Annotated in this window: 22 protein-coding genes; all 22 read left to right on the top strand. The window is 71.9% G+C overall.

Translation table 11 applies throughout. The features are described 5' to 3' along the window. Positions 1–433: 433 nt before the first annotated feature. The 22 genes from mraZ (at position 434) to HS109_02820 (ending at position 26,661) form a co-directional block, all read left to right on the top strand. Positions 434–880, top strand: a complete 447-nt coding sequence (gene mraZ, locus HS109_02925) for a division/cell wall cluster transcriptional repressor MraZ (protein ID MBE7521320.1) — start codon at positions 434–436, stop codon at positions 878–880. Next, complete coding sequence (rsmH, locus tag HS109_02920; protein ID MBE7521319.1) at positions 880–1,950, top strand: 16S rRNA (cytosine(1402)-N(4))-methyltransferase RsmH; 1,071 nt, start codon at positions 880–882, stop codon at positions 1,948–1,950. Before mraZ ends, rsmH begins: the two co-directional genes overlap by 1 nt. Beyond that, positions 1,947–2,231: a cell division protein FtsL gene (gene ftsL, locus HS109_02915; GenBank protein ID MBE7521318.1), complete on the top strand. Its 285-nt coding sequence runs from the start codon at positions 1,947–1,949 to the stop codon at positions 2,229–2,231. Before rsmH ends, ftsL begins: the two co-directional genes overlap by 4 nt. Next, positions 2,228–3,988, top strand: coding sequence for a penicillin-binding protein 2 (locus tag HS109_02910; protein MBE7521317.1), 1,761 nt, complete (start codon positions 2,228–2,230; stop codon positions 3,986–3,988). Before ftsL ends, HS109_02910 begins: the two co-directional genes overlap by 4 nt. 5 nt (positions 3,989–3,993) lie before the next feature. Then, positions 3,994–5,460 (top strand): UDP-N-acetylmuramoyl-L-alanyl-D-glutamate--2,6-diaminopimelate ligase, encoded by a 1,467-nt coding sequence (locus tag HS109_02905; protein ID MBE7521316.1) that lies wholly within the window; start codon positions 3,994–3,996, stop codon positions 5,458–5,460. Then, positions 5,457–6,830, top strand: coding sequence for a UDP-N-acetylmuramoyl-tripeptide--D-alanyl-D-alanine ligase (gene murF, locus HS109_02900; GenBank protein ID MBE7521315.1), 1,374 nt, complete (start codon positions 5,457–5,459; stop codon positions 6,828–6,830). Before HS109_02905 ends, murF begins: the two co-directional genes overlap by 4 nt. Continuing rightward, on the top strand, positions 6,830–7,981 hold the full coding sequence (locus HS109_02895) for a phospho-N-acetylmuramoyl-pentapeptide-transferase (protein ID MBE7521314.1): 1,152 nt from the start codon (positions 6,830–6,832) through the stop codon (positions 7,979–7,981). The genes murF and HS109_02895 overlap by 1 nt, the downstream gene beginning before the upstream one ends. A gap of 91 nt (positions 7,982–8,072) precedes the next feature. After that, positions 8,073–9,452 carry a UDP-N-acetylmuramoyl-L-alanine--D-glutamate ligase gene (gene murD / locus HS109_02890; GenBank protein MBE7521313.1) on the top strand — a complete coding sequence of 460 codons (1,380 nt, stop codon included), beginning with the start codon at positions 8,073–8,075 and terminating at the stop codon, positions 9,450–9,452. 142 nt (positions 9,453–9,594) lie between these two features. Next, positions 9,595–10,743 (top strand): putative lipid II flippase FtsW, encoded by a 1,149-nt coding sequence (gene ftsW / locus HS109_02885; GenBank protein MBE7521312.1) that lies wholly within the window; start codon positions 9,595–9,597, stop codon positions 10,741–10,743. Positions 10,744–10,849: 106 nt separating this feature from the next. Beyond that, positions 10,850–11,920, top strand: a complete 1,071-nt coding sequence (gene murG / locus HS109_02880) for an undecaprenyldiphospho-muramoylpentapeptide beta-N-acetylglucosaminyltransferase (GenBank protein ID MBE7521311.1) — start codon at positions 10,850–10,852, stop codon at positions 11,918–11,920. After that, positions 11,917–13,305 (top strand): UDP-N-acetylmuramate--L-alanine ligase, encoded by a 1,389-nt coding sequence (locus HS109_02875; GenBank protein ID MBE7521310.1) that lies wholly within the window; start codon positions 11,917–11,919, stop codon positions 13,303–13,305. The genes murG and HS109_02875 overlap by 4 nt, the downstream gene beginning before the upstream one ends. Positions 13,306–13,313: 8 nt before the next feature. Continuing rightward, complete coding sequence (gene murB / locus HS109_02870) at positions 13,314–14,240, top strand: UDP-N-acetylmuramate dehydrogenase (GenBank protein MBE7521309.1); 927 nt, start codon at positions 13,314–13,316, stop codon at positions 14,238–14,240. Continuing rightward, positions 14,237–15,160: a D-alanine--D-alanine ligase gene (locus HS109_02865; protein ID MBE7521308.1), complete on the top strand. Its 924-nt coding sequence runs from the start codon at positions 14,237–14,239 to the stop codon at positions 15,158–15,160. The genes murB and HS109_02865 overlap by 4 nt, the downstream gene beginning before the upstream one ends. Beyond that, complete coding sequence (locus HS109_02860) at positions 15,150–15,896, top strand: FtsQ-type POTRA domain-containing protein (GenBank protein ID MBE7521307.1); 747 nt, start codon at positions 15,150–15,152, stop codon at positions 15,894–15,896. The genes HS109_02865 and HS109_02860 overlap by 11 nt, the downstream gene beginning before the upstream one ends. 13 nt (positions 15,897–15,909) lie before the next feature. Continuing rightward, the gene (gene ftsA / locus HS109_02855) at positions 15,910–17,142 is read left to right on the top strand and encodes a cell division protein FtsA (protein ID MBE7521306.1); all 1,233 of its coding nucleotides are present in this window, start codon (positions 15,910–15,912) and stop codon (positions 17,140–17,142) included. Positions 17,143–17,315: 173 nt separating this feature from the next. Further along, positions 17,316–18,485 carry a cell division protein FtsZ gene (gene ftsZ, locus HS109_02850; protein ID MBE7521305.1) on the top strand — a complete coding sequence of 390 codons (1,170 nt, stop codon included), beginning with the start codon at positions 17,316–17,318 and terminating at the stop codon, positions 18,483–18,485. A gap of 105 nt (positions 18,486–18,590) precedes the next feature. Next, positions 18,591–19,505 (top strand): UDP-3-O-acyl-N-acetylglucosamine deacetylase, encoded by a 915-nt coding sequence (locus HS109_02845; GenBank protein MBE7521304.1) that lies wholly within the window; start codon positions 18,591–18,593, stop codon positions 19,503–19,505. A gap of 53 nt (positions 19,506–19,558) precedes the next feature. Then, positions 19,559–19,738 (top strand): hypothetical protein, encoded by a 180-nt coding sequence (locus HS109_02840; GenBank protein ID MBE7521303.1) that lies wholly within the window; start codon positions 19,559–19,561, stop codon positions 19,736–19,738. A gap of 567 nt (positions 19,739–20,305) precedes the next feature. Continuing rightward, a complete protein-coding gene (locus HS109_02835) occupies positions 20,306–21,286 on the top strand; it encodes a M23 family metallopeptidase (protein ID MBE7521302.1) in 981 nt (326 codons plus the stop codon). Positions 21,287–21,395: 109 nt separating this feature from the next. Next, the gene (gene secA, locus HS109_02830; protein MBE7521301.1) at positions 21,396–24,134 is read left to right on the top strand and encodes a preprotein translocase subunit SecA; all 2,739 of its coding nucleotides are present in this window, start codon (positions 21,396–21,398) and stop codon (positions 24,132–24,134) included. Between the two features lie 317 nt (positions 24,135–24,451). After that, positions 24,452–25,693: a bifunctional glutamate N-acetyltransferase/amino-acid acetyltransferase ArgJ gene (gene argJ / locus HS109_02825; GenBank protein MBE7521300.1), complete on the top strand. Its 1,242-nt coding sequence runs from the start codon at positions 24,452–24,454 to the stop codon at positions 25,691–25,693. Continuing rightward, on the top strand, positions 25,690–26,661 hold the full coding sequence (locus tag HS109_02820) for an ATP-binding protein (protein ID MBE7521299.1): 972 nt from the start codon (positions 25,690–25,692) through the stop codon (positions 26,659–26,661). Before argJ ends, HS109_02820 begins: the two co-directional genes overlap by 4 nt. Position 26,662: the final 1 nt, after the last annotated feature.

The raw sequence follows: 26,662 nt of genomic DNA, 5'->3' as shown, positions 1-26,662 counted from the left end.
CGCGGGATCATCCCGCGTCATTCATGCCGATGGCATGAAGCGCCCAGCCAGTTCACCCGGCCTTTGAACGGCCGCGCGCGACGGGGATTTGCCCGTATCGCGCGCCATGGACGCCGCGATCGAACATTCGTTCGCCCGCAGGGCCCGTGCGCGGCGCCCATCTGCAGTAACACCTTCGGAAACTGTTCCAAGCCATTGTTTTTATTGATTCTGGAACTGTGTCGCAAAAATCACGCTAAGTGGTTGTTCGGCAAGGAAATTCGTTGACCTTGCGTGAAAGCGGCGCGTATAGTGGCGGGAAGTGGGGAAATGTGGGTTATGGTGGGGTTCCGGGGATCCGTGGACGGAATCCTGACCGATCCAGCCGTCAGCCGGGGCATCGAGGGAGGCGAAGTTGGCGACAATCGCGGGCGAGGGTGGATCGGGCGTGCCGCTGTTTCGCGGCGTGACCGAACTCGCGCTCGACGCGAAAGGCCGCTTCGCGGTCCCCGCGCGCCAGCGCGACGCCATCGTCGCGACGAGCGGCGCGCGCCTCGTGCTCACGGCGGATCCTTCACGCTGTCTCCTCCTGTATCCGCTCGACGCCTGGGAGCCGATCCAGGCGCGCCTGATGTCGCTGTCGTCGTTCGACGAGCGCATTCGCGCGCTGCAACGGCTGATCGTCGGCCACGCCGACGACGTCGAGATCGACGCGTCGGGACGCATCCTCGTGCCGCCCGCGCTGCGCCGCTATGCGTCGCTCGACCGGCGCGTCGTGCTGGTCGGCCAGGGCCGCAAGTTCGAACTGTGGGACGACGCAGCGTGGGCGGCACGCACCGCGCAGGCGATCGCGTTCGACGGCGGGACGCTCCCGCCCGCGCTCGACGGCTTCTCGCTCTGATGCCGCATGGAAATCACGTCAGCGTCCTTCTCGAAGAGTCGGTCGTCGCGCTCTCGCTCCGCCCCGACGGCGTGTACGTCGATGCCACCTACGGGCGCGGCGGACACACCCGCGCGATCCTCGCGCGCCTCGGCGCGCGGGGACGCGTGGTCGCGATCGACCGCGATCCCGAAGCCGAGCGCTCGGCGGCCTCGATCGGCGACGTCCGCCTCGTGTTCCGGCGCGCGCGTTTCTCGGCGCTCGACGATGTGCTCGACGCGCTCGCGATCGATCGCGTCGACGGCGTGCTCCTCGATCTCGGCATCAGTTCGCCGCAGATCGACACGCCCGCGCGCGGCTTCTCGTTCCGGCACGACGGCCCGCTCGACATGCGCATGGATCCCGACGCGGGGGAACCGGCCGCCGCGTTCCTCGCGCGCGCGTCGCTGCGCGAACTGACGGAGGTCATCCGCGACCATGGTGAAGAACGGCTTGCTCAACCGATTGCAAGAGCGATTGTTGCGGCTCGCTCGGTCCGGCCCATCGCGACCACACGCGAACTGGCCGCGATCGTGGCGCAAGCCGTCGGCGCGCGCACGCGGAGTGATTGGCGTCAGGATCCGGCCACGCGCACGTTCCAGGCCCTTCGGATCGCCGTGAACGAAGAACTCGCCGAACTCGAGCGTGTGCTGCCGCGCGCGGCCGCGCGGCTTTGCCATGACGGCCGCCTCGCCGTGATCAGCTTCCACTCGCTCGAGGACCGGATCGTCAAGCGCTTCATCGCACGCGCCTCGGCCCCGTACGGCGGCGATCCGCGGCTCGCGCGCGTTCCGATCGCGCACTCCGACCTGCCGGTGCCCCCGCTCGCCCCGGTCGGGCGCGCGATCCGGCCCTCGGCCGACGAGTGCGACGCGAATCCGCGCGCGCGGAGCGCCACCTTGAGGGTCGCGCGCCGCACCGCGGGCGCGCTGCCCGCCGACTGGCCGTCCGCGCAGCGCGCTTCGGGGGGATCCGCGTCCGACGGGCCGCCCCGAGGACGCGAGCCCCCCGGGGGGAGGCGCGCGCAGCGCGCTTCGGGGGGATCGTCATGACTCGGGTGAACCTCGTGCTGCTGGCGATCCTCGTGGCCTGCGCCGTGTCGCTCGTCGCCTCGCGCCATCAGGCGCGCAAGCTCTTCGTCGAACTCGAGCGCGAGCAGGCGCGCGCCCGCGCATTCGAGATCGAGTACGGGCAGCTCCAGCTCGAGCAGTCCACGTGGTCGATGCCCGCGCGGGTCGAGAAGATCGCGCGCGAACAGCTGCGGCTGCAGGTGCCCGGGCCCGGGCGCGTCGAGGTCGTCGCGATGCCCGCCGTTCGCGGAGCTCCCCGATGAGCGCGGCCGCCGCGCTCCCGCGTCGGCGCGCGCGCGCCGGAGCGCGCACCGGCGAGTCGCCGTCGATCCCCGGCGGCCGCGCCGCGCTCCTGTTCGGCGCGCTGGCGCTCGCGTTCGCGGTGCTCGCCGGGCGCTCGGTCTATCTGCAGTGGATCGACAACGCCTTCCTGCAGGAACGCGGCGCGGCGCGCTACTCGCGCGACCTCGAACTTCCGGCCCATCGCGGCCGGATCGTCGACCGCAACGGGGAATTGCTCGCCGTGTCGACACCGGTGAAATCGCTGTGGGCGTTTCCCGCGCAGCTCGAGATGTCGGACGCGGAAGCGGCGAAGCTCGCGCGCGTGCTCGACCTCAAACCCGCGTCGCTCAAGGCGCGCGTCGGCGCGAACGACGACTTCGTCTACGTCGCGAAGCTCGTCTCGCCCGAGGTCGCCGAGCGGGCCCTCGCGCTGCGAATCAAGGGGCTGAACGAGGAGAGCGCGTATCGCCGCTTCTACCCCGGCGGCGAGGTGACGAGCCACGTGCTGGGCTTCACCGGCGACCGCGACGCCGGCCAGGAAGGCATCGAACTCGCGCAGCAGGGCTGGCTCGCCGGGATTCCCGGCAGCCGGCGGGTGATCATCAACCGGCGCGGCGAGGCGGTCGAGGACGTCGCCTCGATTCGCAGGCCGCAGGAGGGCCGCGACCTCGCGCTGTCGCTCGACTCGCGACTGCAGTACCTCGCGTTCCGGGAACTCAAGGCGGCGGTCGAGGCGAACAAGGCGAAGGCCGGCGGCCTCGTCATCCTCGACGTGCACACCGGCGAGATCCTCGCGCTCGCGAACTGGCCGACCTACAACCCGAACGCGCGCGAGCGGACCTCGCGCGAGCGCATGCGCAACCGCGCGCTGACCGACGTGTTCGAGCCGGGCTCGACATTGAAGCCGTTCGCGATCGCCGCGGCGCTCGAGGCCGGCGCGGTACGTCCGGAAACGCCGATCGACACCGGCGGCGGCACGCTCACGATCGGCTCGAACACGATCCACGACGCGCACCCCGCGGGCACGCTGACGGTCGAGCAGGTGATCCAGAAGTCGTCGAACGTCGGCGCGGCGAAGATCGCGCTGAAGCTTCCGGCCGAGACGCTGTGGCGCGAACTCGCGGAGGTCGGCTTCGGTTCGGCTCCCGGAACCGGGTTCCCGGGCGAGGTGAGCGGGCGCCTGCGCGCGGCGAAGAGCTGGAAGCCGATCGAGCAGGCGACGATCAGCTACGGCCACGGCATCTCGGTCAACCTGGTGCAGCTCGCCCGCGCGTACACGGTGTTCGCGACCGGCGGCGAACTCGTGCCCGCGACGCTGATGAAGACCGGCGCCCCGGTGACCGGCCGCCAGGCGATGTCGCGCGAGACCGCGCTGGCGGTGCGGCGCATGCTCGAGATGGCGGTGCAGCCGGGGGGCACCGCGCCGCGCGCGCAGGTCGCGGGCTACCGGGTCGCCGGCAAGACGGGCACCGCGCACAAGCTGGAAGGCCGCGGCTACGCGGCCGACCGCTACGTGAGCTCGTTCGTCGGGTTCGCACCGGTTTCCGATCCGCGCATCGTCGTCGCCGTGATGATCGACGAGCCGTCGGCCGGCCGCTACTACGGCGGCGCCGTCGCGGCGCCGGTGTTCTCGTCGGTGACCGGCGCTGCGCTGCGCCTGCTCGGCACGCCGACCGACGCGCCGGTCGACAACGTGATCGTCGTCCCGGCCGAGGACGAGTTGCGCGAGGAGACCTGAGGACGATGGTCGCCTTCGACACCGCCGCGCTGTTCGCGCGCCTGGGTGCCATGCCGCACCGCGTGAGTTCTGACAGCCGCGACCTGCGCGCCGGCGACGCGTTCGCCGCCTGGCCGGGCACGCGCGTCGACGGCCGCGCGTTCATCCCCGATGCGATCGCGCGCGGCGCGTCCGCGGTGCTGTGGGAGTCGCGCAATTTCCGCTGGAACGACGGGTGGGCGGTCGCGAACGCGGGCGTCGAAGGGCTCGCCGGCAAGCTGGGCTCGATCGCGAACGAGGTGTTCGGCCGGCCGTCGCGCGACCTGTGGATGGTCGGCGTCACCGGCACCAACGGCAAGACCACGACCTCGCAGTGGATCGCACAGTCGCTCGACGGCGCCGGGCGCCGCTGCGGCGTGATCGGCACGCTCGGCATCGGATTCGTCGGCGCGCTCGCGCCCGCGGCGAACACGACGCCCGACGCCGCGACGTTCCACGAGACCCTCGCCCGCTTCCGCGACGGCGGCGCGAAGGCCGTCGCGATGGAGGTGAGTTCGATCGGCCTCGAACAGGGGCGCGTGAACGGCGCGACCTTCGATCTCGCCGTGTTCACCAACCTCACGCGCGACCACCTCGACCACCACGGCACGATGGCCGCGTACGGTGAGGTCAAGTCGAGGTTGTTCTCGTGGCCGGGGCTCGCGTGCTCGGTGATCAACGCCGACGACGCGTTCGGCCAGCGCCTGATCGACGAGGCGCGCGGTCGCGGCGCGCGTGTGCTGTCCTACGGCCTCGCGAACGCCGACGTGGCGGCCACCGGGATCGCCGCAGGGCCGCGCGGTTACTCGCTCGGCGTGGCAACGCCGTGGGGCCGCGGCTTCGTCGACACGGCGGTGGTCGGCGCGTTCAACGTCTCGAATCTGCTCGCCACGCTCGGCGCCTTGCTCGCGAGCGAAGTCGAGTTCGACGCCGCGCTCGCCGCGCTCGCGCGCCTCGCGCCGCCGCCCGGGCGCATGGAGCGCCACGGCGGGGACGGACGCCCGATGGTCGTGATCGACTACGCGCACACGCCCGATGCGCTGGAGAAGGTCCTCACGGCGCTGCGTCCGGTCGTGCCGCCGGGCGGCGAGCTCGTCTGCGTGTTCGGCTGCGGCGGCGACCGCGATCCGGGCAAGCGGCCGCAGATGGGACGCATCGCCGGCGGACTCGCCGACCGCGTGGTCATCACCAACGACAACCCGCGCTACGAGGACGCCGGGGCGATCGCCGCCGCGGTCGCGAAGGGCCTCGCCGACGCGGGCCACCGCCGCTGGACGATCGAACTCGACCGCGATGCCGCGATCCAGGGGGCGGTGCACGCGGCGAAGCGCGGCGACGTGGTCCTGGTGGCCGGCAAGGGCCACGAGTCCTGGCAGGAGGTCGGCGGCGAGCGCCGCGCGTTCTCCGACGCGCTCGCCGCCGAGGACGCGCTCGCCGGATGGAGCGAGCCATGATGGACCTCGCTGCCGCCGCCGCCGCCGTGAACGGCCGGGTCGTCGGCGCGAACCCACGGTTCGCGCGCGTCACCACCGACTCGCGCGCGGTCGAGCCGGGGGACCTGTTCGTGGCCCTTTCCGGCGAACGGTTCGACGGCCACGACTTCGTCGCCAGCGCGTTCGAGCGCGGCGCCGTCGCGGCGCTCGTCGCGGCGGGCCGCGGCGCGTTCGCCGGCCCGGTCATCGAAGTCGACGATCCGCTCGCCGCGCTCGGGGCGCTCGCCGCGGCGTGGCGAGCGCGGTTCGACCTGCCGGTCGTCGTCGTCGTGGGCAGCAACGGCAAGACGACGGTGAAGGAGATGGCCGCGTCGATCCTTCGCGCGGCGTTCGGCCTCGAAGGCGTCCTCGCGACGACCGGCAACTTCAACAACGCGATCGGCCTGCCGTTGACGCTCCTGCGCCTTTGCAGCGACCACCGCGTCGCGGTCGTCGAACTGGGCATGAACCACCGCGGCGAGACCCGCGTGCTGGCCGCGATCGCCGCGCCGACGATCGTGGTCGTCAACAACGCGCAGCGGGAACACCAGGAGTTCATGGCGGACGTCGACGCCGTGGCCGCCGAACACGCCGATGCGGTGCTCGCGCTCCGCAGGGGTGGCATGGCGGTGCTCAACGCCGACGATCCCGCCTGCGATCTGTGGCGGCGCGCCGCGACGGCCGCCGGAGCATCGGTGCGCACGTTCGCGCTGCACGCGCCGGCGGACGTGTCGGCGCACGCCTCGTTCGCGGCGGACCGCAGCGTGCTCGCGATCCGGACCTGGGCCGGACCGGTCGACGCGCGCGTCCCGGTCCCCGGCGAGCCGATGGCGCGCAACGCCCTCGCGGCCACCGCGGCGTCGCTCGCCGCGGGAGCCGGTCTCGATGCGGTGGTGCGCGGGCTCGCCGCGTTCCATCCGGCCGCGGGGCGCCTCGTGTCGCGGCGCGCGAGTTCCGGCGCGCTGGTGATCGACGACAGCTACAACGCGAATCCCGACTCGGTGCGCGCGGCGATCGACGTGCTCGCGCGTGCCGGCGGCGAACGCTGGCTCGTGCTGGGCGACATGGGCGAGGTCGGCGTGGAGGGCCCGGCGTTCCACCGCGAAGTCGGCGCGTACGCGCGCGAGCGGGGCATCGATCGGCTCGAGGCCATGGGACCGCAGGCGAGGCTCTCCGTCGAGGCCTTCGGCACGGGCGCGCGCTGGCACGCGGACGTCGACGCGCTCTGCGCCGCGGTGGTTTCCGCCGCGAGCGGGCAGACGACGATCCTCGTCAAGGGGTCGCGATTCATGCGGATGGAACGCGTCGTCGCCGCGGTACTGGGCGAGACGGTCGCCGCGGGAGTCCACTGATGCTGCTGTGGCTCACCGAACTGATCGCGAAGGACGTCCGGGCGTTCAACGTGTTCGGGTACCTGACGCTGCGCGCCGTGCTCGCGTGCATGACGGCGCTCGTGATCTCGTTCGTCGTGGGGCCGCGCATGATCGCGTGGCTCCAGCGCATGAAGATCGGCCAGTCGGTGCGCGACGACGGTCCCCGGACCCACCTCACGAAGGCCGGCACGCCGACGATGGGCGGCGCGCTCATCATCGTTTCGATCGCGATCACCACGCTCCTGTGGGGCGACCTCGGCAACCGGTTCGTGTGGGTCGTGCTGCTGGTGATCGTCGGGTTCGGCGCGATCGGCTGGGTCGACGACTATCGCAAGGTGGTCCACCGCAATCCGAAGGGCCTCTCCGCGCGCGCGAAACTCCTCTGGCAGGCGGCGATCGGGCTCGTCGCGGCGGTCTACCTCGCTTTCGCGGTGTCGGCGCCCGACACCGCGCAGACCTGGACCCAGCTCGCGGGCTGGGCGAAGAGCGGTTTCGCCGGCGAACTCTCGCCGAAGGCGGACCTGATCGTGCCGTTCTTCAAGTCGGTGAGCTACCCGCTCGGCGTGTGGGGCTTCATCGTTCTGACCTGGTTCGTGATCGTCGGCACGAGCAATGCGGTGAACCTCACCGACGGCCTCGACGGCCTCGCGATCATGCCGACGGTGATGATCGGCGCCGCCCTCGGCGTCTTCGCCTACGTATCGGGCAACGCCATCTTCGCGCGCTACCTGCAGTTCCCGCTGATCGCCGGCGCGGGCGAACTCGCGGTGATCTGCGGCGCGATCGCGGGCGCCGGACTCGGCTTCCTGTGGTTCAACGCGTACCCGGCCGAGGTGTTCATGGGCGACGTCGGCGCGCTCTCGCTCGGCGCGGCGCTCGGCGCGATCGCGGTCATCGTCCGCCAGGAGATCGTGCTGTTCGTCATGGGCGGCGTGTTCGTCGTCGAGACGCTGTCGGTGATCGTGCAGGTCGCGTCGTTCAAGCTGACCGGCAGGCGTGTCTTCCGCATGGCACCGATCCACCACCACTACGAACTCAAGGGCTGGAAGGAGAACCAGGTCGTCGTCCGGTTCTGGATCGTGACGATGCTGCTCGTGCTGTTCGGCCTCTCGACGCTGAAGTTGAGATGAGCGCCGCCCGACCGGACCGCTGCGCACCCGCCCGCGCCGTCGCGGGAGGGTGCGACGCCGGCATCGGCGCGGAACGGCGGGAGGCGGCCCGATGACCGACTACCGCGGGCAGAGGGCGGTCGTGCTCGGACTCGGCACCTCCGGTCTGTCGATGGCGCGCTGGCTCGCGCGGCGCGGGGCGGAAGTGCGCGTCGCCGACACGCGCGCGCACCCGCCGCAGGCCGATCGCCTCGCGGCTGAGCTGCCCGGCGTCGCGCTGGAAACCGGTCCGGTCACCCCGACGACGCTCGCGGGCGCGAACCTCGTCGCGATCAGTCCCGGAGTGCCGAAGGACCAGCCCGCGATCGAGGAGGCCGTCGCCGGCGGCGCCGACCTCGCGGGCGACGTCGAACTCTTCGCGCGCGAACTGCCGCCCGGGCAGAAACTCGTCGCGATCACCGGCACCAACGGCAAGACGACCACGACCGCGCTCACCGGCGAACTCGCGCGCGCGGCCGGCCTCGCGACGAGCGTGGCGGGCAACATCGGCGAGGCGGTGCTCGACGTGCTCGCCTCGATCGAGGCCGGCGCGCCCTGGCCGGAACTCTTCGTGCTCGAGCTGTCGAGCTACCAGCTCGAGACGGTCACGAGCCTCGCGCCGTCGGTGGCGACGGTGCTGAACGTCACGGCGAACCACCTCGACCGCTACGCCGGGATCGCGGACTACGCGGCCGCGAAGGCGCGCATCTTCAACGGTGCGCGCGTGCAGCTCATCAACCGCGACGACCCGATCGTGCGCCTGATGCGCCGCCCCGGCGCCACCGTGCAGACGTTCGGCGCCTCGGTGCCGCAGTCCGAGGAGGAGTGGGGGATGGTCGAGCGCGCCGACGGGGCGTGGCTCGCGCGCGGCGGCGAACTGATCGTCCCGGCGGCCTCGCTCTCGCTGCCCGGCCGCCACAACGCGCAGAACGCGCTGGCCTCGCTCGCGCTCGTGTCGTCGGTCGCGCGGATCCTGAAGCCGGTGACCGATGCCCTGCGCGCGTTCCGCGGCCTGCCGCACCGGACCGAGCGGGTCGGCGAGGCGAACGGCGTCGTGTTCGTCAACGATTCCAAGGCGACGACCGTCGCGGCGACGCAGGTCGCGCTTCGCGGCATCGACGCGCCGGTCGTGCTGATCGCCGGAGGCGAAGGCAAGGGTCAGGGCTTCTCGGCGCTGAAGGACGCGGTCGACGCGCACTGCCGCGCGGTGCTCCTGATCGGACGCGACGCACGGGACGTGGCGCACGGACTCGCCGGCGCACGCCCGCCGGTCGCGACCGTCGGCACGCTCGACGCCGCGGTCGAACGCGCCTTCGCGCTCGCGCGCCCGGGCGACGTCGTGCTGCTGTCGCCGGCCTGCGCGAGCCTCGACCAGTTCGCGAACTACGAGGAGCGCGGTGAGCGCTTCGGCGCACTGGTGCGCGCGCGGGCGAAGGGGGCGTGGCGTGCGTAGGCTCGACGGGCACACGGTACCGCGCGCGCTGGCCGGCGCCGGTGCGCCCGCGCGCACCGTCCGCGCGCGGCCGTCGGCCGGAACCCTCGCGGCGGCGCGTTCGCTGTTCGGTTTCACCGGCCCGCAGGTGAAACCGCGCACGATGCTCGCATACGACGCCTCGCTCGCGTGGGCCGCGCTCGTCCTCGCCGCGATCGGCCTCGTGATGGTGTACTCGGCGTCGATCGCGATGGCGGAGGCTTCCGCGCAGACCGGGCACCGTTCGTGGTATTACCTCGCGCGGCACGGAGCCTTCGTCGCGATCGGACTTCTCGTCGCGCTGCTGGCGTACCAGGTGCCGGTCAGGGCATGGCAGGCGCTCGCGCCCTGGCTCTTCGTCGGCGGCATCGCGCTGCTCGTCCTCGTGCTCGTGCCCGGCATCGGCCGCAGCGTGAACGGATCGCGCCGGTGGCTCTCGCTCGTCGTCGTCAACGTCCAGCCCTCCGAGTTCATGAAGCTCGCGGTCGTGCTCTACGCGGCGAGCTACGCGGTGCGCAAGGCGGCGTTCCTGCACGCGCGCCAACCGCTGCGCCAGACGATCATGCGCGGCTTCGCGCCGCTGTTCGCGACGATGGTGGCGATCGGGGGTCTGCTGCTCCTCGAGCCGGACTTCGGCGCATTCGTGGTGATCCTCGCGATCGGCTTCGGCATCCTGTTCCTCGGGGGGCTCGACTGGCGCCTGTTCGTCGGACTCTCCGCCCTGCTGCCGTTCGCGCTCGGAGCGATCCTCATCGCCGCGCCCTACCGGCTGCAGCGGCTCACGACGTTTCTCGATCCCTGGTCGGATCCGCTCGGCAAGGGCTACCAGCTCTCGCACTCGCTCATCGCGTTCGGCCGCGGCGAGATGACCGGCGTGGGGCTCGGTGCGAGCGTGGAGAAGCTCCTGTACCTGCCCGAGGCGCACACCGATTTCCTGCTCGCGGTCATCGCGGAGGAACTGGGGTTCGCCGGCGTCGCGGTCGTGCTCGCGCTCTTCGCCTGGATCCTGTTCCGGTCGTGGGCGATCGGGCGACAGGCGGTGCGGCTCGAGCGGCCGTTCGCCGCGCTGACCGCCCAGGGCATCGGCCTGTGGATCGGTTTCCAGGCGTTCATCAACATCGGCGTCAACATGGGCGTGCTGCCCACGAAAGGCCTCACGCTGCCGCTGCTGTCGTTCGGCGGCTCCGGCATCGTCGCGAACGCGGTGGCGATCGCGATCCTGCTGCGCATCGACTACGAGAACCGGCGGCTCCTGTCCGGTTATCCCGCATGAGGACGACGTGCGTGGCACGCCCGCTCGAAGGCCTGCCGCGACCGGCGGCGGGCACCTCGGTGACGCCGATCTTCCCTGGTCCGGGGGTGGCGTCTTGCCGACCATCATGATCACCACCGGCGGAACGGGCGGGCACGTGTTCCCGGGGCTCGCGGTCGCCGCGAAGCTCGCCGCGCGCGGCGCGGAGGTGTTCTGGCTCGGCACGCGCGAGGGCATGGAGGCCGAACTCGTCCCGAAGCACGGCGTCGCGTTCGAGTCGGTCTCGTTCCGCGGCGTGCGCGGCAAGGGGCTGAAGACGCTCGTCCTCGGACCGTTCGCGCTCGTCGCCGCGTGCTTCGAAGCGCTGTCGGTCCTGCGCCGGCGCCGGCCCGACGTCGTCCTGGGCTTCGGCGGCTTCGCGTCGTTTCCCGGTGCGCTGATGGGGGTCGCCACCGGGCGCAGCCTCGTCGTGCACGACGCGAACGCGGTCGCGGGCCTCGCGAACCGCGTGCTCGCCTTCGGCGCGGACCGCGTGCTGCTCGGCTTTCCCGACGCGATGCGGGGCGCGCACGCGAAGATCGTCGAGTGGACCGGCAATCCGTTGCGCGATGCGATCGGCGCGTTGCCTCCGCCGGCCGCGCGCTTCGCCGGGCGGGACGGACCGCTCCGCATCGTCGTGCTCGGAGGAAGCCTCGGCGCGCAGGGCCTGAACGAGCGCGTGCCCGCCGCGCTCGCGCGCCTGCCGGCGGAACGGCGACCGCAGGTGCTGCACCAGGCGGGCGCGAAGCATCTCGACGCCTTGCGCGCCGCCTACCGCGACGCGGGCGTCGAAGCCGAGTGCGTCGCGTTCGTCGACGACATGGCGTCACGCTACGCCTGGGCCGACTTCGCGATCGCGCGCGGCGGCGCGCTCACCGTGTCCGAACTCGCCGCGGCGGGACTGGGCGCGCTGATCGTCCCGTTGCCCGGCGCGATCGCGGACGAGCAGTCGGCCAACGCGGAACTGCTCGTGCGCGCGGGAGGCGCCACCAGCATCGCGCAGGCGGAGCTCACGCCCGAGCGGCTCGCGGCGGTCGTCGCCGCGCTCGACCGGCCGAAGGCCCTCGCGATGGCCGAGGCCGCGCACGGCGCGGGCCGGACCGGCGCGGCCGAGCGCGTGGCGGAGGTCTGCCTCGAACTCGCGGGAGCGCGCGCATGAAGCACAAGGTGCGGCGCGTGCACTTCGTGGGCATCGGCGGCGTCGGCATGAGCGGCATCGCCGAGGTGCTCGCGACGCAGGGCTATCAGGTGTCGGGCTCCGACCTCGCGGAGAACGCCGTGACGCGCCGGCTCGCCTCGCTCGGGATCCGCGTGGTCGCCGGGCATGCCGCGGCCAACGTCGAACGCGCGGACGCGGTCGTCGTGTCCTCCGCGGTCGCTCCCGACAATCCCGAGGTGGTCGCGGCGCGCGAGCAGGGCGTGCCGGTCGTCCCGCGCGCGCAGATGCTGGCCGAACTGATGCGCTTCAAGCAGGGCATCGCGGTCGCGGGCACGCACGGCAAGACGACGACGACGAGCCTCGTCGCCTCGGTGCTGGCGGAAGGCGGGCTCGATCCGACGTTCGTGATCGGGGGGCGGCTCCTCGCGGCCGGCGCCAACGCGCGGCTCGGCACCGGCGACTACCTCGTCGCGGAAGCCGACGAGTCGGACGCTTCGTTCCTGCACCTGACGCCGACGATCGCGGTGGTCACGAACATCGACCAGGACCACATGGAGACCTACGGTCACGACGTCGCGCGGCTCGAGCGCGCGTTCGTGGACTTCGTGCAGCGCCTCCCGTTCTGGGGCGTGGCGGTCCTGTGCGCCGACGACGCGTCGGTGCGCGCGCTGCTGCCGTCGGTCACCCGATCGGTGGTGACCTACGGTCTCGCGAACGATGCGCGTCTGCGCGCGGTGGACGTCGCGCACGCCGCGGGCCGGATGCGCTTCGTGGCGCGCGGCGCGGGCCGCTCCGACCTCACGATCGACCTCGCGCTGCCGGGAGTGCACAACGTGCGCAACGCGCTCGCGGCGATCGCGGTCGGGCGCGAGGTCGGCGTGCCCGACGCGGCCATCGCGCGGGCGCTCGCCGCCTTCAAGGGCGTGGGGCGGAGGTTCCAGCGCTACGGTCCGGTCGCGCTCGCCTCCGGCGGGCGCTTCGAACTCGTCGACGACTACGGTCACCACCCGGCGGAGATCGCCGCGGCGCTGGACGCGGCGCGCGGAGGCTTTCCGGGCCGGCGCCTCGTGCTCGCGTTCCAGCCGCACCGCTACACGCGTACGCGCGACCTGTTCGAGGACTTCGCCGCGGTGCTCTCGACCGTGGACGCGCTGGTGCTGACCGACGTGTATCCGGCCGGCGAGCCGCCGATCGTGGCGGCCGACGGGCGCGCGCTCGCGCGCGCGATCCGCATCGGGGGCCGGGTCGAGCCTCTGTTCGTCGATGACGTCGCCGGCGTGGCCGACGCGGTGCGCGCGGTGGCGCGCGACGGCGACGTGGTGCTCACGATGGGTGCGGGCTCGATCGGGCAGGTGGCGTCGCAGCTCGCGGCGCGCGCGGGATGACGATGGACATGGGCGACCGGCGCGATCCGACCACCCTGCGCGGCACGCTCGAGCGCCAGGCGCCGCTCGCGCGCGCGACGAGCTGGCGGGCAGGCGGGCGGGCGGACCTCCTGTTCCACCCGGCCGACCGCGACGATCTCGCGCAGTTCGTGCGGACACTGCCGGCGTCGACGCCGATCCACGTGCTCGGGCTCGGCAGCAACACGCTGGTGCGCGACGGTGGCGTGCGCGGCGCGGTGATCGTCATGCACGACCCGGGCGCCGCGCTCGCGGTCGCCGACGGGCTGATCTACGCCGAGGCCGGGGTCGCGAGCCCGAAGGTCGCGCGGCTCGCCGCCCGGCTCGGCTGCGAGGACGCCGCGTTCCTCGCCGGCGTGCCGGGCACGCTCGGCGGCGCGCTCGCGATGAACGCGGGCTGCTACGGCGGCGAGACCTGGAACCATGTCGTGCGCGTCGAGGTGCTCGGGCGCGACGGGCGCTTCGAGGTTCGCACGCCGGCGGACTACGCGATCGGCTACCGCAGCGTGCGGCGCGCGGACGGGACGCCGCCCGACGGGATCTTCACGGCGGCGTGGCTCCGGTTCGCGCCCGGCGACGCGACGAGGGCACGCGCGCGCATCCGCGAGCTCCTCGCGAAGCGCATCGCGTCGCAGCCGCTGTCGCTCCCCAACGCGGGCAGCGTGTTCCGCAATCCGCCCGGCGACCACGCCGCGCGGTTGATCGAGGCGGCCGGGCTCAAGGGCCACGCGATCGGCGGAGCGCGGGTCTCGGAACTCCACGCGAACTTCATCGTGAACCCGGGGGGCCGCGCGCGCGCCTCCGACATCGAGGCGCTGATCGCGCACGTGCGCGCGACGGTGCGGGAGCGCTTCGGCGTCGACCTCGAACCCGAGGTCCGGATCGTCGGCGAGCCGGCGGCCGGAGGCGCGCGATGAGCGCTTCGTCGATGGGCAAGGTCGCCGTGCTGATGGGCGGGCCCTCCGCGGAGCGCGAGATCTCGCTGATGTCGGGCCGGGGCGTCCTCGGAGCGCTGCGCGATCGCGGCGTCGACGCGCACGCCTTCGACCCGGCGGAACGCGACCTGTGGGAACTGCGGCGCGACGGGTTCGCGCGCGCGTTCATCGCGCTGCACGGCCGCTACGGCGAGGACGGAACGGTGCAGGGTGCGCTCGAGACGCTCGGCATCCCCTACACCGGAAGCGGCGTGATGGCCTCCGCGCTCGCGATGGACAAGTGGCGCACCAAGCTCGTGTGGATCGCCGCGGGCATCCCGACGCCGCGCTTCCGCGTCGTCGACGAATCGACCGACCCGATGCGGCTCGTGGCCGAACTCGGGCTGCCGCTGATCGTGAAGCCCGCGCGCGAAGGCTCGACGATCGGGATCAGCAAGGTCTCGACCGTCGACCACGACGAGGTCGCCGTCGCGATCGATGCGGCGGCGAAGCACGACCGCCTCGTGCTCGCCGAGGAGTTCGTCGAGGGTCGCGAACTCACGGCGTCGATCCTGGGCGACCGCGCGCTGCCGCTGATCCGCATCGAGGCGCCGGGCGGCAACTACGACTACGAGCACAAGTACTTCAGCGACGAGACCAAGTACCACTGCCCGGCGGGCCTGCCCGACACGGTCGAGCAGGCGATCCGTCGCGAGGCGCTCGAGGCGTTCTCGATCCTCGGGGCGAGCGGCTGGGGCCGGCTCGACCTGATCCTGCGGCGCGACGGTTCCTGGTCGTTCCTCGAACTCAACACGTCGCCCGGGATGACCGGGCACAGCCTCGTGCCGATGGCCGCCCGTGCCGCGGGCATCGCGTTCCCCGACCTGTGCGTCGAGATCCTGCGGGGGGCCCATGTGGGATGACCCGAAGGCGCTGAACGCGTTCGCCGCGACGCTCGCGTCGATCGCGCTCACGCTCCTCGCCGCCGGCGCGATCGCCCGGCTCGCGCGGAACGACGCGTTCGCCTTCCGCGAAGTCGTGCTCGCCGCGCCGCCGCTGCGTGCCGATCCGGCCCGACTCGAGGCGACGATCCGCGAGGACTTCGCCGGCACCTTCTTCACGCTCGACCTCGACCGCGCGCGCGCCGCGCTCGCGACGCTGCCGTGGGTGCGAAGCGCGACGCTGCGCCGCCAGTGGCCGGGACGGCTCGAAGTCGCGCTCGAGGAGCAGGAGCCCTACGCGCGCTGGGGCGAGGGCGCGCTCGTCAACCCGCGCGGCGAGATCTTCGCGGCGGAGTACGACGGCGATCTGCCGCGGCTCGACGGCCCGGACGCGCGGGCGGCGGAGGTCGCGTCGCGCTACCGCGAGTGGGGCGCGCTCCTCGCGCCGCTCGGACTCGAACTGCGCGCGGTTTCTCTGTCGGCGCGCGGTGGCTGGCGACTCGCGACCGTCGCGTCCGGATCGCCGCTCGCGGTCGAACTCGGACGCGACGACATCGACGCGCGGCTCGCCCGGTTCGTCGCCGTGTACGGCCGCACCGTCGGAGCGCTCGCGCGCGCCGGAACGCGGGCGGAAGGCGTCGACCTGCGCTATCGCAACGGTTTCGCCGCGCGGGTGCCGGGCTTTCGCGAGAAGCACGCGCGCCCGGAGCCGGGATAGGACGGAAGGACGCATGGTCAAGGACGCCAAGAATCTCGTCGTCGGACTCGACGTCGGCACCTCGAAGATCGTCGCGATCGTCGCCGAGATCGACCCCGAGGGCGCGATCAACGTGATCGGGCTGGGGACGCAGCCTTCGCGCGGGTTGAAGCGCGGCGTCGTCGTCAACATCGACGCGACGATGGGGTCGATCCAGCGCGTGCTCGAGGAGGCCGAGCTGATGGCCGACTGCCGGATCTCGGCCGTGACCACCGGGATCGCCGGCAGCCACATCCGCAGCCTCAACTCGAGCGGCATGGTCGCGATCAAGGAGGGCGAGGTCGCGCAGGCCGACATCGACCGCGTGATCGAGACCGCGAAGGCGATCGCGATCCCCAACGACCAGCAGATCCTGCACATCCTGCCGCAGGAATTCATCATCGACGGGCAGGACGGCGTGCGCGAGCCGCTCGGGATGAGCGGCGTGCGCCTCGAGGTCAAGGTGCACATCGTCACCGGCGCGGTGTCCGCGGTCGAGAACATCGCGAAGTGCGTGCGCCGCTGCGGCATCGAGCTCTCCGACATCGTGCTGCAGCCGCTCGCGTCCGCGGCCGCGGTGCTGAACGACGACGAGAAGGACCTCGGCGTCTGCCTGATGGACATCGGCGGCGGGACGACCGACCTCGCGGTGTTCACCGGCGGGGCGATCCGCCACACGGCGGTCATCCCGATCGCCGGCGACCAGGTCACCAACGACATCGCGATGACGCTGCGCACCCCGACCAAGGAGGCCGAGGAACTCAAGGTGCGCCACGGCTGCGCGCTGCGCCAGCTCGCCGATCCGAACGACGTCGTCGAGGTGCCGGGCGTGGGCGAACGCGCGCCGCGCAAGCTCTCGCGCCCGATGCTCTCCGAGGTGATCGAGCCGCGCATCGAGGAGCTCTACACGCTGGTGCAGGCCGAGCTGCGCCGCTCCGGATTCGAGGAGCTCCTGTCGTCGGGAATCGTCATCACCGGCGGCACGTCGCTGCTGCAGGGGATGGCCGAGCTCGCGGAGGAAGTGTTCCACCTGCCCTGCCGCGTCGGCACGCCGCAGTACCTGGGCTCGCTCGCCGACGTCGTGCGGAGCCCGCGCTACTCGACCGCCGTCGGCCTGCTCCTGCACGGACGCGATCAGTGGCAGCGCGCGCACGCGGCGCGCGCGCAGGTGAAGGGCATCGGCGGCGTCGCCGAGCGCATGAAGCTGTGGTTCAAGGCGAATTTCTGAGCGCGCGGCCATGAACGGCGGCGCGGCGACGGAGCACCGGCACGACATCGACACGCATCGAAGACATCGAGACCAAGGCACGACCGCCGGCCGTCCGCGGCGGAACCCGGATCCCCACGAGGCGAACAGGCCCACCCACGTTTCATCCCGACCCCGAAAGGAAGGTTAATCCCATGTTCGAAATCATCGACCAGACTCCGCAGGACGGAGCGATCATCAAGGTCGTCGGCGTCGGCGGCTGCGGCGGCAACGCGGTCGAGCACATGATCGCGAAAGGTCTCGCCGGCGTGGACTTCGTCTGCGCCAACACCGACGCGCAGGCGCTCAAGCGGTCGTCGGCGCGCACCCAGCTCCAGCTCGGCTCCGCGCTCACGCGCGGGCTGGGCGCGGGCGCGCGGCCGGAGATCGGCCGCGACGCCGCGATGGAGGACCGCGACCGCATCGCCGCGCTGATCGAAGGCGCCGACATGCTGTTCATCACGGCCGGCATGGGCGGCGGCACGGGCACGGGCGCAGCGCCGGTCGTCGCGGAGATCGCGAAGCAGCTCGGCGTGCTGACCGTCGCCGTGGTGACGCGGCCGTTCGCCTTCGAAGGGCGCCGCGGCAGCGTGGCCCAGGCCGGGATCGACGAGCTCCAGAAGAAGGTCGATTCGCTCATCATCATCCCGAACGACAAGCTGATGGCGGTGCTGGGCGAGGACGTCTCGGTCCTCGACGCCTACGCCGCCGCCAACGACGTGCTGCACGGAGCGGTCGCCGGCATCGCCGAGGTGATCAACAACCCCGGTCTCGTGAACGTCGACTTCGCCGACGTCCGGACCGTCATGAGCGAGGTCGGCATGGCGATGATGGGGTCGGCGAGCGCGAGCGGCGCCGAGCGCGCGCGCGCGGCCGCGGAAGCCGCGGTCAAGAGCCCGCTGCTCGAGGACGTGAACCTGGCGGGCGCGCGCGGCGTGCTCGTCAACATCACCGCGGCGTCGAACCTGCGCATGAAGGAGTACCACGACGTCATGAACACCATCAAGGGGTTCACGGCCGAGGACGCGATGGTGATCGTGGGCACCGTGATCGACGACGCGATGGACGGCGAACTGCGCGTCACGATGATCGCGACCGGGCTGGGCGGCGCGGCCGCGCAGGCGAAGCGTCCGGCGCTGCAGGTGCTCGAACGGCCGGTCGTGGTGGCGCGGACCGGGACCGACAACGTCGGGATGTCGGTCGAGACGATCGACTACGACAAGCTCGACCAGCCGGCGGTGGTCCGCCGACGTCCGGCGCCCGGGCCGGCGGCGGGCGCGGCGGATCTCGACATTCCCGCGTTCCTGCGCAAGCAGAACGACTGACGCCGTCGCGGGGCCCCGGCTGTGCTAGATTCCCCGGGTTTCCCGCCGGGGCGCCGGGAACCGCGACGGAACCGACACCCCTGCACGGGAGTCCACGCCCAGGCCATGCTCCGTCAACGCACGCTCAAGACCGCAGCGCGAACGACCGGTGTCGGACTGCACACCGGCGCGCGCGTCGAACTGGTGCTGCGACCCGCGCAGCCGGACACCGGCATCGTGTTCCACCGGACCGACCTCGCGCCCGCGGTGTCGATCGCGGCGCGGGCCTCGCTCGTCGGCGACACGCGGCTGTCGTCGACGCTGCGCGAGGGCACGGTCTCGGTGTCGACGGTCGAGCACCTGATGAGCGCGCTCGCGGGACTCGGCATCGACAACCTGCACGTCGACGTCGCCGGCCCGGAGATCCCGATCATGGACGGGAGCGCCGGCCCGTTCGTGTTCCTGCTGCAGGGCGCCGGCATCGTCGAGCAGGACGCGCCCAAGCGTTACCTCCGCATCGTCGCGCCGGTCGAGGTCCGCGACGGCGACAAGTGGGCGCGCTTCGAGCCGCACGACGGTTTCCGGCTGGACTTCACGATCGACTTTCCGCATCCGGTGTTCGGGTCGGAGAACCGGCACGTCGCCATCGACTTCGCCGAGCACTCGTACGTGAAGGAGGTGTCGCGCGCGCGCACCTTCGGGTTCATGCAGGACGTCGAGGCGATGCGCGCGGCCGGACTCGGACTCGGCGGCAGCCTGCAGAACGCGATCGTGCTGGACGAGGTCCGCGTGCTGAACAGCGAGGGCCTGCGCTACGACAACGAGTTCGTGCGCCACAAGGTCCTCGACGCGATCGGGGATCTCTACCTGCTCGGCCACCCGCTGATCGGCCAGTACGCCGCGCACAAGTCCGGGCACGCGCTCAACAACGCGCTCGCGCGCGCGCTCGAGGCGAGGCCCGACGCCGCGCGCCTCGTGACCTTCGCCGTCGCCGACGAGGTCCCGAGCGCGTTCCACGACTGGCGTCCCGCGACGGTCTGAAGGTCCGGCCGGAGCGGCGCGGCTCGCCCGCATCCGGGAACGCGACCCCCTCGATGGCCATCGTCCGCCTGCTGGCGATCCTCGGCATCGCGCTCGTCGGCGTCGCGCTCGTCCTCTACGCCGTCACCCGCGACCGTCGCTACCTCGCGTTCGTCGCACGGGTGGGCCTCCTGCTCGTGGTCGCGCTCGTCGCCGCGCTCGCGTGGGTCGTGGTCGACCATCTGCGCCGATAGCGCCGGCCGACCGCGGCGCGAACGCCGGCGGCACCCTCCGGGCCCCGGTTCGAGGGGGCCAACGGTTGCTGGCCGCGGTCTCCGCTAGCGGGCGGCGCGCCCGGAGCGCCTGAGCCACCCGGAAACCGCGGCCTTGAGAGGCCCGTCGGTCAGCGACGCCGCGAGTTGTCGCAACGCGGGTTCCTGAGCCCTATCCCATTGACGCACAACGACATTTGTCCGTCGAGCGGCCGGGACGGTGGGTTGCACTCGAACCCGAATGTCCCTAAAATCCCAGCCCTCGCGTTCGAGAACCGCGCGGACGGCCGGCAATCGCAACCGGAGGGCCGCTGCGACGGTTCCCGTGGGAGCCGTCAGTTCGAGTCGAAACGGCGACGGCAGCCACGCGGCGACCTGGGCGGCGAGCGGGGGCGGCAAGACCGCGCGCACGACCTTCGTCGCTCTCGTTTCGTCGAGGCGGCGGCGGGTCCATGCGCTGACGAGCGGATCTTCCGCCAGAACGCGGGCGATCGGTCGGGTGGGCGCCGGGGGCGTTCCGGGCTGGGGCTTCATCGGAGATTGGCGGCTTTGGACATCATACTGGTCAGCGGGGCAAAGGCGCGCGCGCGGACGTTCTCGCTCGACTGGCGCCATGGCGCGGGTCTCGCGCTGGCGGTCGCGGTCACGCTCGTCCTGTTCTCGCTGCTGTTCAACTACGTCACGCTCAAGTGGGCGGCGGCCGTCAACCACCCGTGGCTGCGTGCGATCGCGCTCGCCGACCAGCGCGCGGAAGCCCAGCGCGCACAGGAAAAGGTGCAGGGGCACTTGAACACGATGGCACTGAAACTGGGCGATCTCGAGGCGCAGGTGATGCGGCTCGACGCGCTCGGCGACCGCCTCGCCGGCGTCGCCGGGCTGAAGCCGCAGGAGCTGCCGTCGAAGGGACGCCCGGGCGAGCGCGAGGCCCCGGGCTCCGCAGCGCCGCAGGATATGATCCTCGACGGCAAGTCGGTGCCGGGGCGCGGCGGCGCGGAATCGGCGTCGATGCCCTCGCGCGACCTGTCGGTCGACGAATTCGCCTCGCTGCTCGAACGCCTCGCGCGGCAGGTGGACCAGCGGACCGACCAGCTCTCCGTGCTCGAGTCGCTCTTGATCCAGTCGACGGCCACCCTCAAGTTCCTGCCGAGCGAGCCGCCGATCCCGGACGGCTGGTACTCGTCGAACTTCGGCTACCGGATCGATCCGATCTCCGGGCAGAAGTCCTATCACGAGGGCATCGATTTTCCCGCGCCGACCGGAACGCCCATCCTCGCGGCGGCCAGCGGAAAGGTGATCAACGCCGAATGGCATGGCGAGTACGGCAGGATGGTCGACATCGATCACGGCAACGGCCTCGTGTCCCGCTACGCGCACGCGTCGTCGATCGACGTTCACGAAGGCGACCTCGTGGTGCGCGGCCAGCGGATCGGCCAGGTCGGCACGACCGGCCGCTCGACCGGCCCCCACCTGCACTTCGAGGTGCGGCTGAACGGCGCGCCGCAGAATCCGGCGCGCTTCCTGCAACACTAGTCCCGGACCCGACCGCGCGAGCGCCGGTCCATCCTCCGGCGCTCCGTGCGGCGCGCCCCGCGCCAGCGCGCCGGACCGACCCCTCCCCGGCGCGCGACGCCTCGAACCGATGATCTCCAACATCCTCACCCGCGTTTTCGGCAGCCGCAACGAGCGGCTCCTCAAGCAGTACGCGTCGGTCGTCCGCCGGATCAACGCGCTCGAGCCGTCGATCGCCGCGCTCGGCGACGACGCCCTGCGCGCGAAAACCGCGGAGTTCCGCTCCAGGGTCGCCGCCGGGACGAGCCTCGACGACGTGCTGCCCGAGGCGTTCGCCGTCGTCCGCGAGGCCGGCAAGCGTACCCTCGGCATGCGGCACTTCGACGTGCAGTTGATCGGCGGCATGGCGCTCCACCACGGCAAGATCGCCGAGATGCGGACCGGCGAGGGCAAGACGCTGGTCGCCACGCTTCCGTCGTACCTGAACGCGCTCGGCGGCAAGGGCGTGCACATCGTCACCGTCAACGACTACCTCGCGCAGCGCGACGCCGACTGGATGGGGCGCATACACCGTTTCCTCGGCCTCGAGGTCGGCGTCAACCTGTCGCAGATGCCGCACGAGGCGAAGCAGCAAGCCTACGCCGCGGACATCACCTACGGGACGAACAACGAGTTCGGCTTCGACTACCTGCGCGACAACATGGTGTACGCGCCCGCGGAGCGCGTGCAGCGCGGTCTCGCCTACGCGATCGTCGACGAGGTCGACTCGATCCTGATCGACGAGGCGCGCACCCCGCTCATCATCTCCGGGCAGGCGGACGACAACATCGAACTGTATTACCGCTTGAACGATCTCGCGCCCCGCCTCACCCGCCAGGAGACCGAGACCGGACCGGGCGACTTCTGGGTCGACGAGAAGGGGCGCCAGGTCGTGCTCTCCGAGCAGGGGCACGAGCACGCCGAGGCGGTGCTCGCCGACGCGGGCCTGCTCGCCGCCGGGTCGAGCCTGTACGACGCGCACAACATCTCGTTGATGCACCACCTGTATGCCGCGCTCCGCGCCCATTCGCTCTACCACCGCGACCAGCACTACGTCGTGCAGAACGGCGAGGTCGTGATCGTCGACGAGTTCACCGGGCGCCTGATGACCGGCCGGCGCTGGTCGGAGGGCCTGCACCAGGCGGTCGAGGCCAAGGAGGGGGTCGCGATCCAGCGCGAGAACCAGACGCTCGCGTCGATCACCTTCCAGAACTATTTCCGCATGTACGGCAAGCTCGCGGGCATGACCGGCACCGCGGACACCGAAGCCTTCGAGTTCCAGCAGATCTACCACCTCGAGACGGTGGTGATCCCGACCAACCTCCCGATGGTCCGCAAGGACGAGAACGACCTCGTCTTCCGCACCTTCCAGGAGAAGGTCGACGCGATCATCGCCGACGTGCGTGCGTGCAACGACCGGAAACAGCCGGTGCTGGTCGGCACGACGTCGATCGAGAATTCCGAGCTGCTGTCCGGCCACCTGCAGAAGCATGGCCTCGAGCACGAGGTCCTGAACGCGAAGCAGCACGCGCGCGAAGCCGAGATCGTCGCCCAGGCGGGCCGCCCCGGCGCGATCACGATCGCCACCAACATGGCGGGCCGCGGCACCGACATCGTGCTGGGCGGGGCGATCGAGCCCGCGATCCTCGAGCTGCGCGACGACCCGTCGCTCACGCCCGAGGCCCGGGACGCGGAGATCGCGAAGATGCGCGAGGAGTGGAAGCTGCGGCACGACGAGGTCGTCGCGTCCGGCGGGCTCCACATCGTCGGCACCGAGCGCCACGAGTCGCGCCGCATCGACAATCAGTTGCGGGGCCGGTCGGGACGCCAGGGCGACCCCGGAAGCTCGCGATTCTTCCTGTCGCTCGAAGATCCGCTGCTGCGCATCTTCGGCGGCGAGCGGCTGGGCGTCATCATGCAGAAGCTCAAGATGCCCGAGGGCGAGCCGATCGAGCACACGATCGTCAACCGCTCGATCGCCAAGGCCCAGAACCGCGTCGAGTCGCGCAACTTCGACATCCGCAAGGCGCTGCTCGAGTACGACGACGTCGCGAACGACCAGCGGCGCGTCATCTACCAGCAGCGCAACGAACTGGTCGACAGCGCGGACATCGCCGACTCGGTGCGCGGCATGATCCGCGGCGAGATGGACACGCTCGTGCGCCGCTACGTCCCGGCCGAATCGGTCGAGGAGCAGTGGGACCTGCCCGGAATGCAGGCCGCGCTCGCCGGCGAGTACCAGCTGGAGGTCGTGGCGCAGCCGTGGATCGAGGACGCCGAGACCAACGACGAGACGATACGGGAGCGCGTGGTCGAGGCCGCGAACGCGGCGTGGCAGGTGCGCGAGCAGGCGGCGGGCGCGGAGGTCATGCGGAGTTTCGAACGCAGCCTCATGCTCCAGACGCTCGACCACCACTGGCGCGACCACCTCGCGAATCTCGACCACCTGAGGCAGGGCATCCACCTGCGGGGCTACGCGCAGAAGAATCCGAAGCAGGAGTACAAGCGCGAGGCGTTCGAGCTGTTCTCGGACATGCTCGACCGCGTGAAGCAGGACGTCGTCAAGGTCGTCCTGACCGTGCAGGTGAAGAGCCAGCAGGACGTCGAGGCGGTCGAGGAGCCGGTGCCCGTGAACGTGCGCTACCAGCACGCCGAGGTCGAGGACGCGCTCGCCCCGGCGCCGACCGCGACGGCGGACGACGGCGCGGACACCGCGACCGCGGTCGCGGCGCAGCCGTTCGTCCGCGCGGGCGAGAAGATCGGGCGCAACGATCCCTGTCCCTGCGGCAGCGGCAGGAAGTACAAGCTGTGCCACGGCCGGCTCGCGTAGCGTCCGCGGCGGCGTCGCAGTCGATTCTGGCGGCCTGCTGAACGCGGACGCGCGTGTTCACGCGCGTCGCGACGGCGACCGGGCGAGGACGCGGCGTCCGCGCGCCCGTCGCGCGTTCGAACGGACACCTGCGGCGCCGTTCAACGCGGCCCGGGCGCGACGCGCCCGTCGCTTCGTCCCGGCGGGCTCGCCGTGGGCCCGCCTCGCCTCGCTCGGCGGGGTTGCCTTATCATTCGAGACGTTTCGCCGGCGCTCGATGCGCCGCCCCGGAGACTCCGCCGCCTCTGACAACTGTCAACTGACAACTGTCAACTGAAATGCCCGTCAACTACACTCCGCCGACGCCGGATTCGCTGCTGCCGGTGCCGGGCGTGGCACTCGGCGCCGTCGCCGCACGCATCAAGAACTGGGACCGCGACGACGTGCTCCTCGTCGTCTGCGAACCGGGCACCGCGGCGGCGGGCGTGTTCACGCAGAACCGCTTCTGCGCCGCGCCGGTGATCGTGTGCCGGCGCCACCTCTCGGAGAGCGGCCGGATGCGCGCGCTGGTCGTGAACGCGGGCAACGCGAACGCCGGCACCGGCGAACGCGGGATCGCCGACGCACGCACGACCGCCGCCGCGGCCGCGTCGATGCTCGGCTGCCCGATGCAGGAAGTGCTCGTGTTCTCGACCGGCGTGATCATGGAGCCGCTGCCCGCAGGGAAGATCGTCGCGGCGCTGCCCGCGGCGCGCGGCGCGCTGCGCGAGGACGGCTGGTTCGACGCCGCACGCGCGATCATGACGACCGACACCGTGCCGAAGGGCGCGTCGCGCCGCGTGACGATCGACGGCGTGCCGGTCACCGTGACGGGCATCGCGAAGGGCTCGGGGATGATCCACCCGGACATGGCGACGATGCTCGCGTTCGTCGCGACCGACGCGCCGGTCGACCGTGCGCTCCTCGCCGCCATCGCGCGCGATGCCGCGGACGTCTCGTTCAACGGGGCGACCGTCGACGGCGACACGTCGACCAACGACAGTTTCGTGATCGCGGCGACCGGCCGCTCGGGCATCGCGCCGATCGAGCGCGCCGGCGACCCTCGTGTGCCGGCGCTGCGCGCGGCGATCGAGGAGGTGGCGGTGGAACTCGCGCAGGCGATCGTCCGCGACGGCGAGGGCGCCACCAAGTTCATGTCGATCCGCGTGGAGGGCGGGCGCAGCGTCGAGGAGTGCCGCAAGGTCGCGCTCGGCATCGCGCACTCGCCGCTGGTCAAGACCGCGTTCTTCGCCTCCGATCCGAACCTCGGGCGCATCGTGTGCGCGATCGGCAACGCCGGCCCGCCGGACCTCGATCCCGCGGGCGTGTCGTTCTGGCTCGACGACGTGCTGGTCGTCGACCACGGCGGCCGCTCGCCCGCGTACCGCGAGGAGGACGGGTCGCGCGTGATGAAGCAGGACGAGATCGCGGTCCGCGTGGACCTCGGGCGCGCGCGCGGGCCGCAGGCCGCACGTGCCACCGTGTGGACCTGCGACTTCTCGCACGACTACGTGTCGATCAACGCGGACTACCGGTCGTGACCCCCCCGAAGCGCGCTTCGCGCGCCTCCCCCCGTGGGGGCCCGCGCCCTTGGGGCGGCCCGGCGGGCGCGGATCCAGCGTCGGCCGACGCGCTCGCCGCGCTCCTCGCGCGGGCGGAGGGCGTCCTCGCCCGGGTCGAGGCGCTGCTGCCGCCTCCCGCGCCCGATCCGGATTGGCGTACCGTCCACGCAGCGCGCTGGCGCAAGCGGGGCGGCCGCGGATCCCTGCAGCCGGTCGCGCGCCCGCACGCGATCGGACTCGACGCGCTGGTCGCGATCGACGCGCAAAAGGAGACGATCGAGCGCAACACGCGGCAGTTCGTCGCCGGCCTGCCGGCGAACAACGTGCTGCTCACCGGCTCGCGCGGCACCGGCAAGTCCTCGCTCGTGAAGGCGATGCTCGCGAAGTACGCGCACAAGGGCCTGCGCCTGATCGAGGTCGACAAGGCCGACCTCGTCGACCTGCCCGACATCGTCGAACGCGTCGATGGCCGGCGCGAGCGGTTCATCGTGTTCTGCGACGACCTGACCTTCGACGCCGGCGAGGCCGGGTACAAGGCGCTCAAGGTGGTGCTCGACGGCTCGATCGCCGGGACCTCGGGCAACCTGCTGGTCTACGCGACCTCGAATCGCCGGCACCTGTTGCCCGAGTACATGAGCGAGAACCTCGAGACGCGGCACGTCGGCGAGGAAGTGCATCCGGGCGAATCGGTCGAGGAGAAGATCTCGCTCTCCGAGCGCTTCGGCCTGTGGGTGTCGTTCTACCCGTTCGCCCAGGACGACTACCTGGCGGCGGTCGATCGCTGGCTCATGCACTTCGGCGTGGCGGCGCCCGGCGCGAAGAAGGATGCCGACGCGCGCACGCGCGAGGCGCTGCAGTTCGCGCTGCAGCGCGGCTCCCGATCGGGGCGCGTCGCCTGGCAGTTCGCGCGGCACTGGGCCGGCGGACTCGCGCTCCGCCGCCGCTGAC

This window comes from Burkholderiales bacterium (assembly GCA_015075645.1).
GTDB lineage: Bacteria > Pseudomonadota > Gammaproteobacteria > Burkholderiales > Casimicrobiaceae > VBCG01.
The sequence above is the reverse complement of the archived record's forward strand: the minus strand, read 5'-3'. Positions and strand labels throughout refer to the sequence as shown.

Excerpts from the sequence above, each read along its gene's own strand:
- rsmH (MBE7521319.1), top strand. The coding sequence starts at position 880 with ATGCCGCATGGAAATCACGTCAGCGTCCTTCTCGAAGAGTCGGTCGTC.
- ftsL (MBE7521318.1), top strand. The coding sequence starts at position 1,947 with ATGACTCGGGTGAACCTCGTGCTGCTGGCGATCCTCGTGGCCTGCGCC.
- HS109_02910 (MBE7521317.1), top strand. The coding sequence starts at position 2,228 with ATGAGCGCGGCCGCCGCGCTCCCGCGTCGGCGCGCGCGCGCCGGAGCG.
- HS109_02905 (MBE7521316.1), top strand. The coding sequence starts at position 3,994 with ATGGTCGCCTTCGACACCGCCGCGCTGTTCGCGCGCCTGGGTGCCATG.
- murF (MBE7521315.1), top strand. The coding sequence starts at position 5,457 with ATGATGGACCTCGCTGCCGCCGCCGCCGCCGTGAACGGCCGGGTCGTC.
- HS109_02895 (MBE7521314.1), top strand. The coding sequence starts at position 6,830 with ATGCTGCTGTGGCTCACCGAACTGATCGCGAAGGACGTCCGGGCGTTC.
- murD (MBE7521313.1), top strand. The coding sequence starts at position 8,073 with ATGACCGACTACCGCGGGCAGAGGGCGGTCGTGCTCGGACTCGGCACC.
- ftsW (MBE7521312.1), top strand. The coding sequence starts at position 9,595 with ATGCTCGCATACGACGCCTCGCTCGCGTGGGCCGCGCTCGTCCTCGCC.
- murG (MBE7521311.1), top strand. The coding sequence starts at position 10,850 with ATGATCACCACCGGCGGAACGGGCGGGCACGTGTTCCCGGGGCTCGCG.
- HS109_02875 (MBE7521310.1), top strand. The coding sequence starts at position 11,917 with ATGAAGCACAAGGTGCGGCGCGTGCACTTCGTGGGCATCGGCGGCGTC.
- murB (MBE7521309.1), top strand. The coding sequence starts at position 13,314 with ATGGGCGACCGGCGCGATCCGACCACCCTGCGCGGCACGCTCGAGCGC.
- HS109_02865 (MBE7521308.1), top strand. The coding sequence starts at position 14,237 with ATGAGCGCTTCGTCGATGGGCAAGGTCGCCGTGCTGATGGGCGGGCCC.
- HS109_02860 (MBE7521307.1), top strand. The coding sequence starts at position 15,150 with ATGTGGGATGACCCGAAGGCGCTGAACGCGTTCGCCGCGACGCTCGCG.
- ftsA (MBE7521306.1), top strand. The coding sequence starts at position 15,910 with ATGGTCAAGGACGCCAAGAATCTCGTCGTCGGACTCGACGTCGGCACC.
- ftsZ (MBE7521305.1), top strand. The coding sequence starts at position 17,316 with ATGTTCGAAATCATCGACCAGACTCCGCAGGACGGAGCGATCATCAAG.
- HS109_02845 (MBE7521304.1), top strand. The coding sequence starts at position 18,591 with ATGCTCCGTCAACGCACGCTCAAGACCGCAGCGCGAACGACCGGTGTC.
- HS109_02840 (MBE7521303.1), top strand. The coding sequence starts at position 19,559 with ATGGCCATCGTCCGCCTGCTGGCGATCCTCGGCATCGCGCTCGTCGGC.
- secA (MBE7521301.1), top strand. The coding sequence starts at position 21,396 with ATGATCTCCAACATCCTCACCCGCGTTTTCGGCAGCCGCAACGAGCGG.
- argJ (MBE7521300.1), top strand. The coding sequence starts at position 24,452 with ATGCCCGTCAACTACACTCCGCCGACGCCGGATTCGCTGCTGCCGGTG.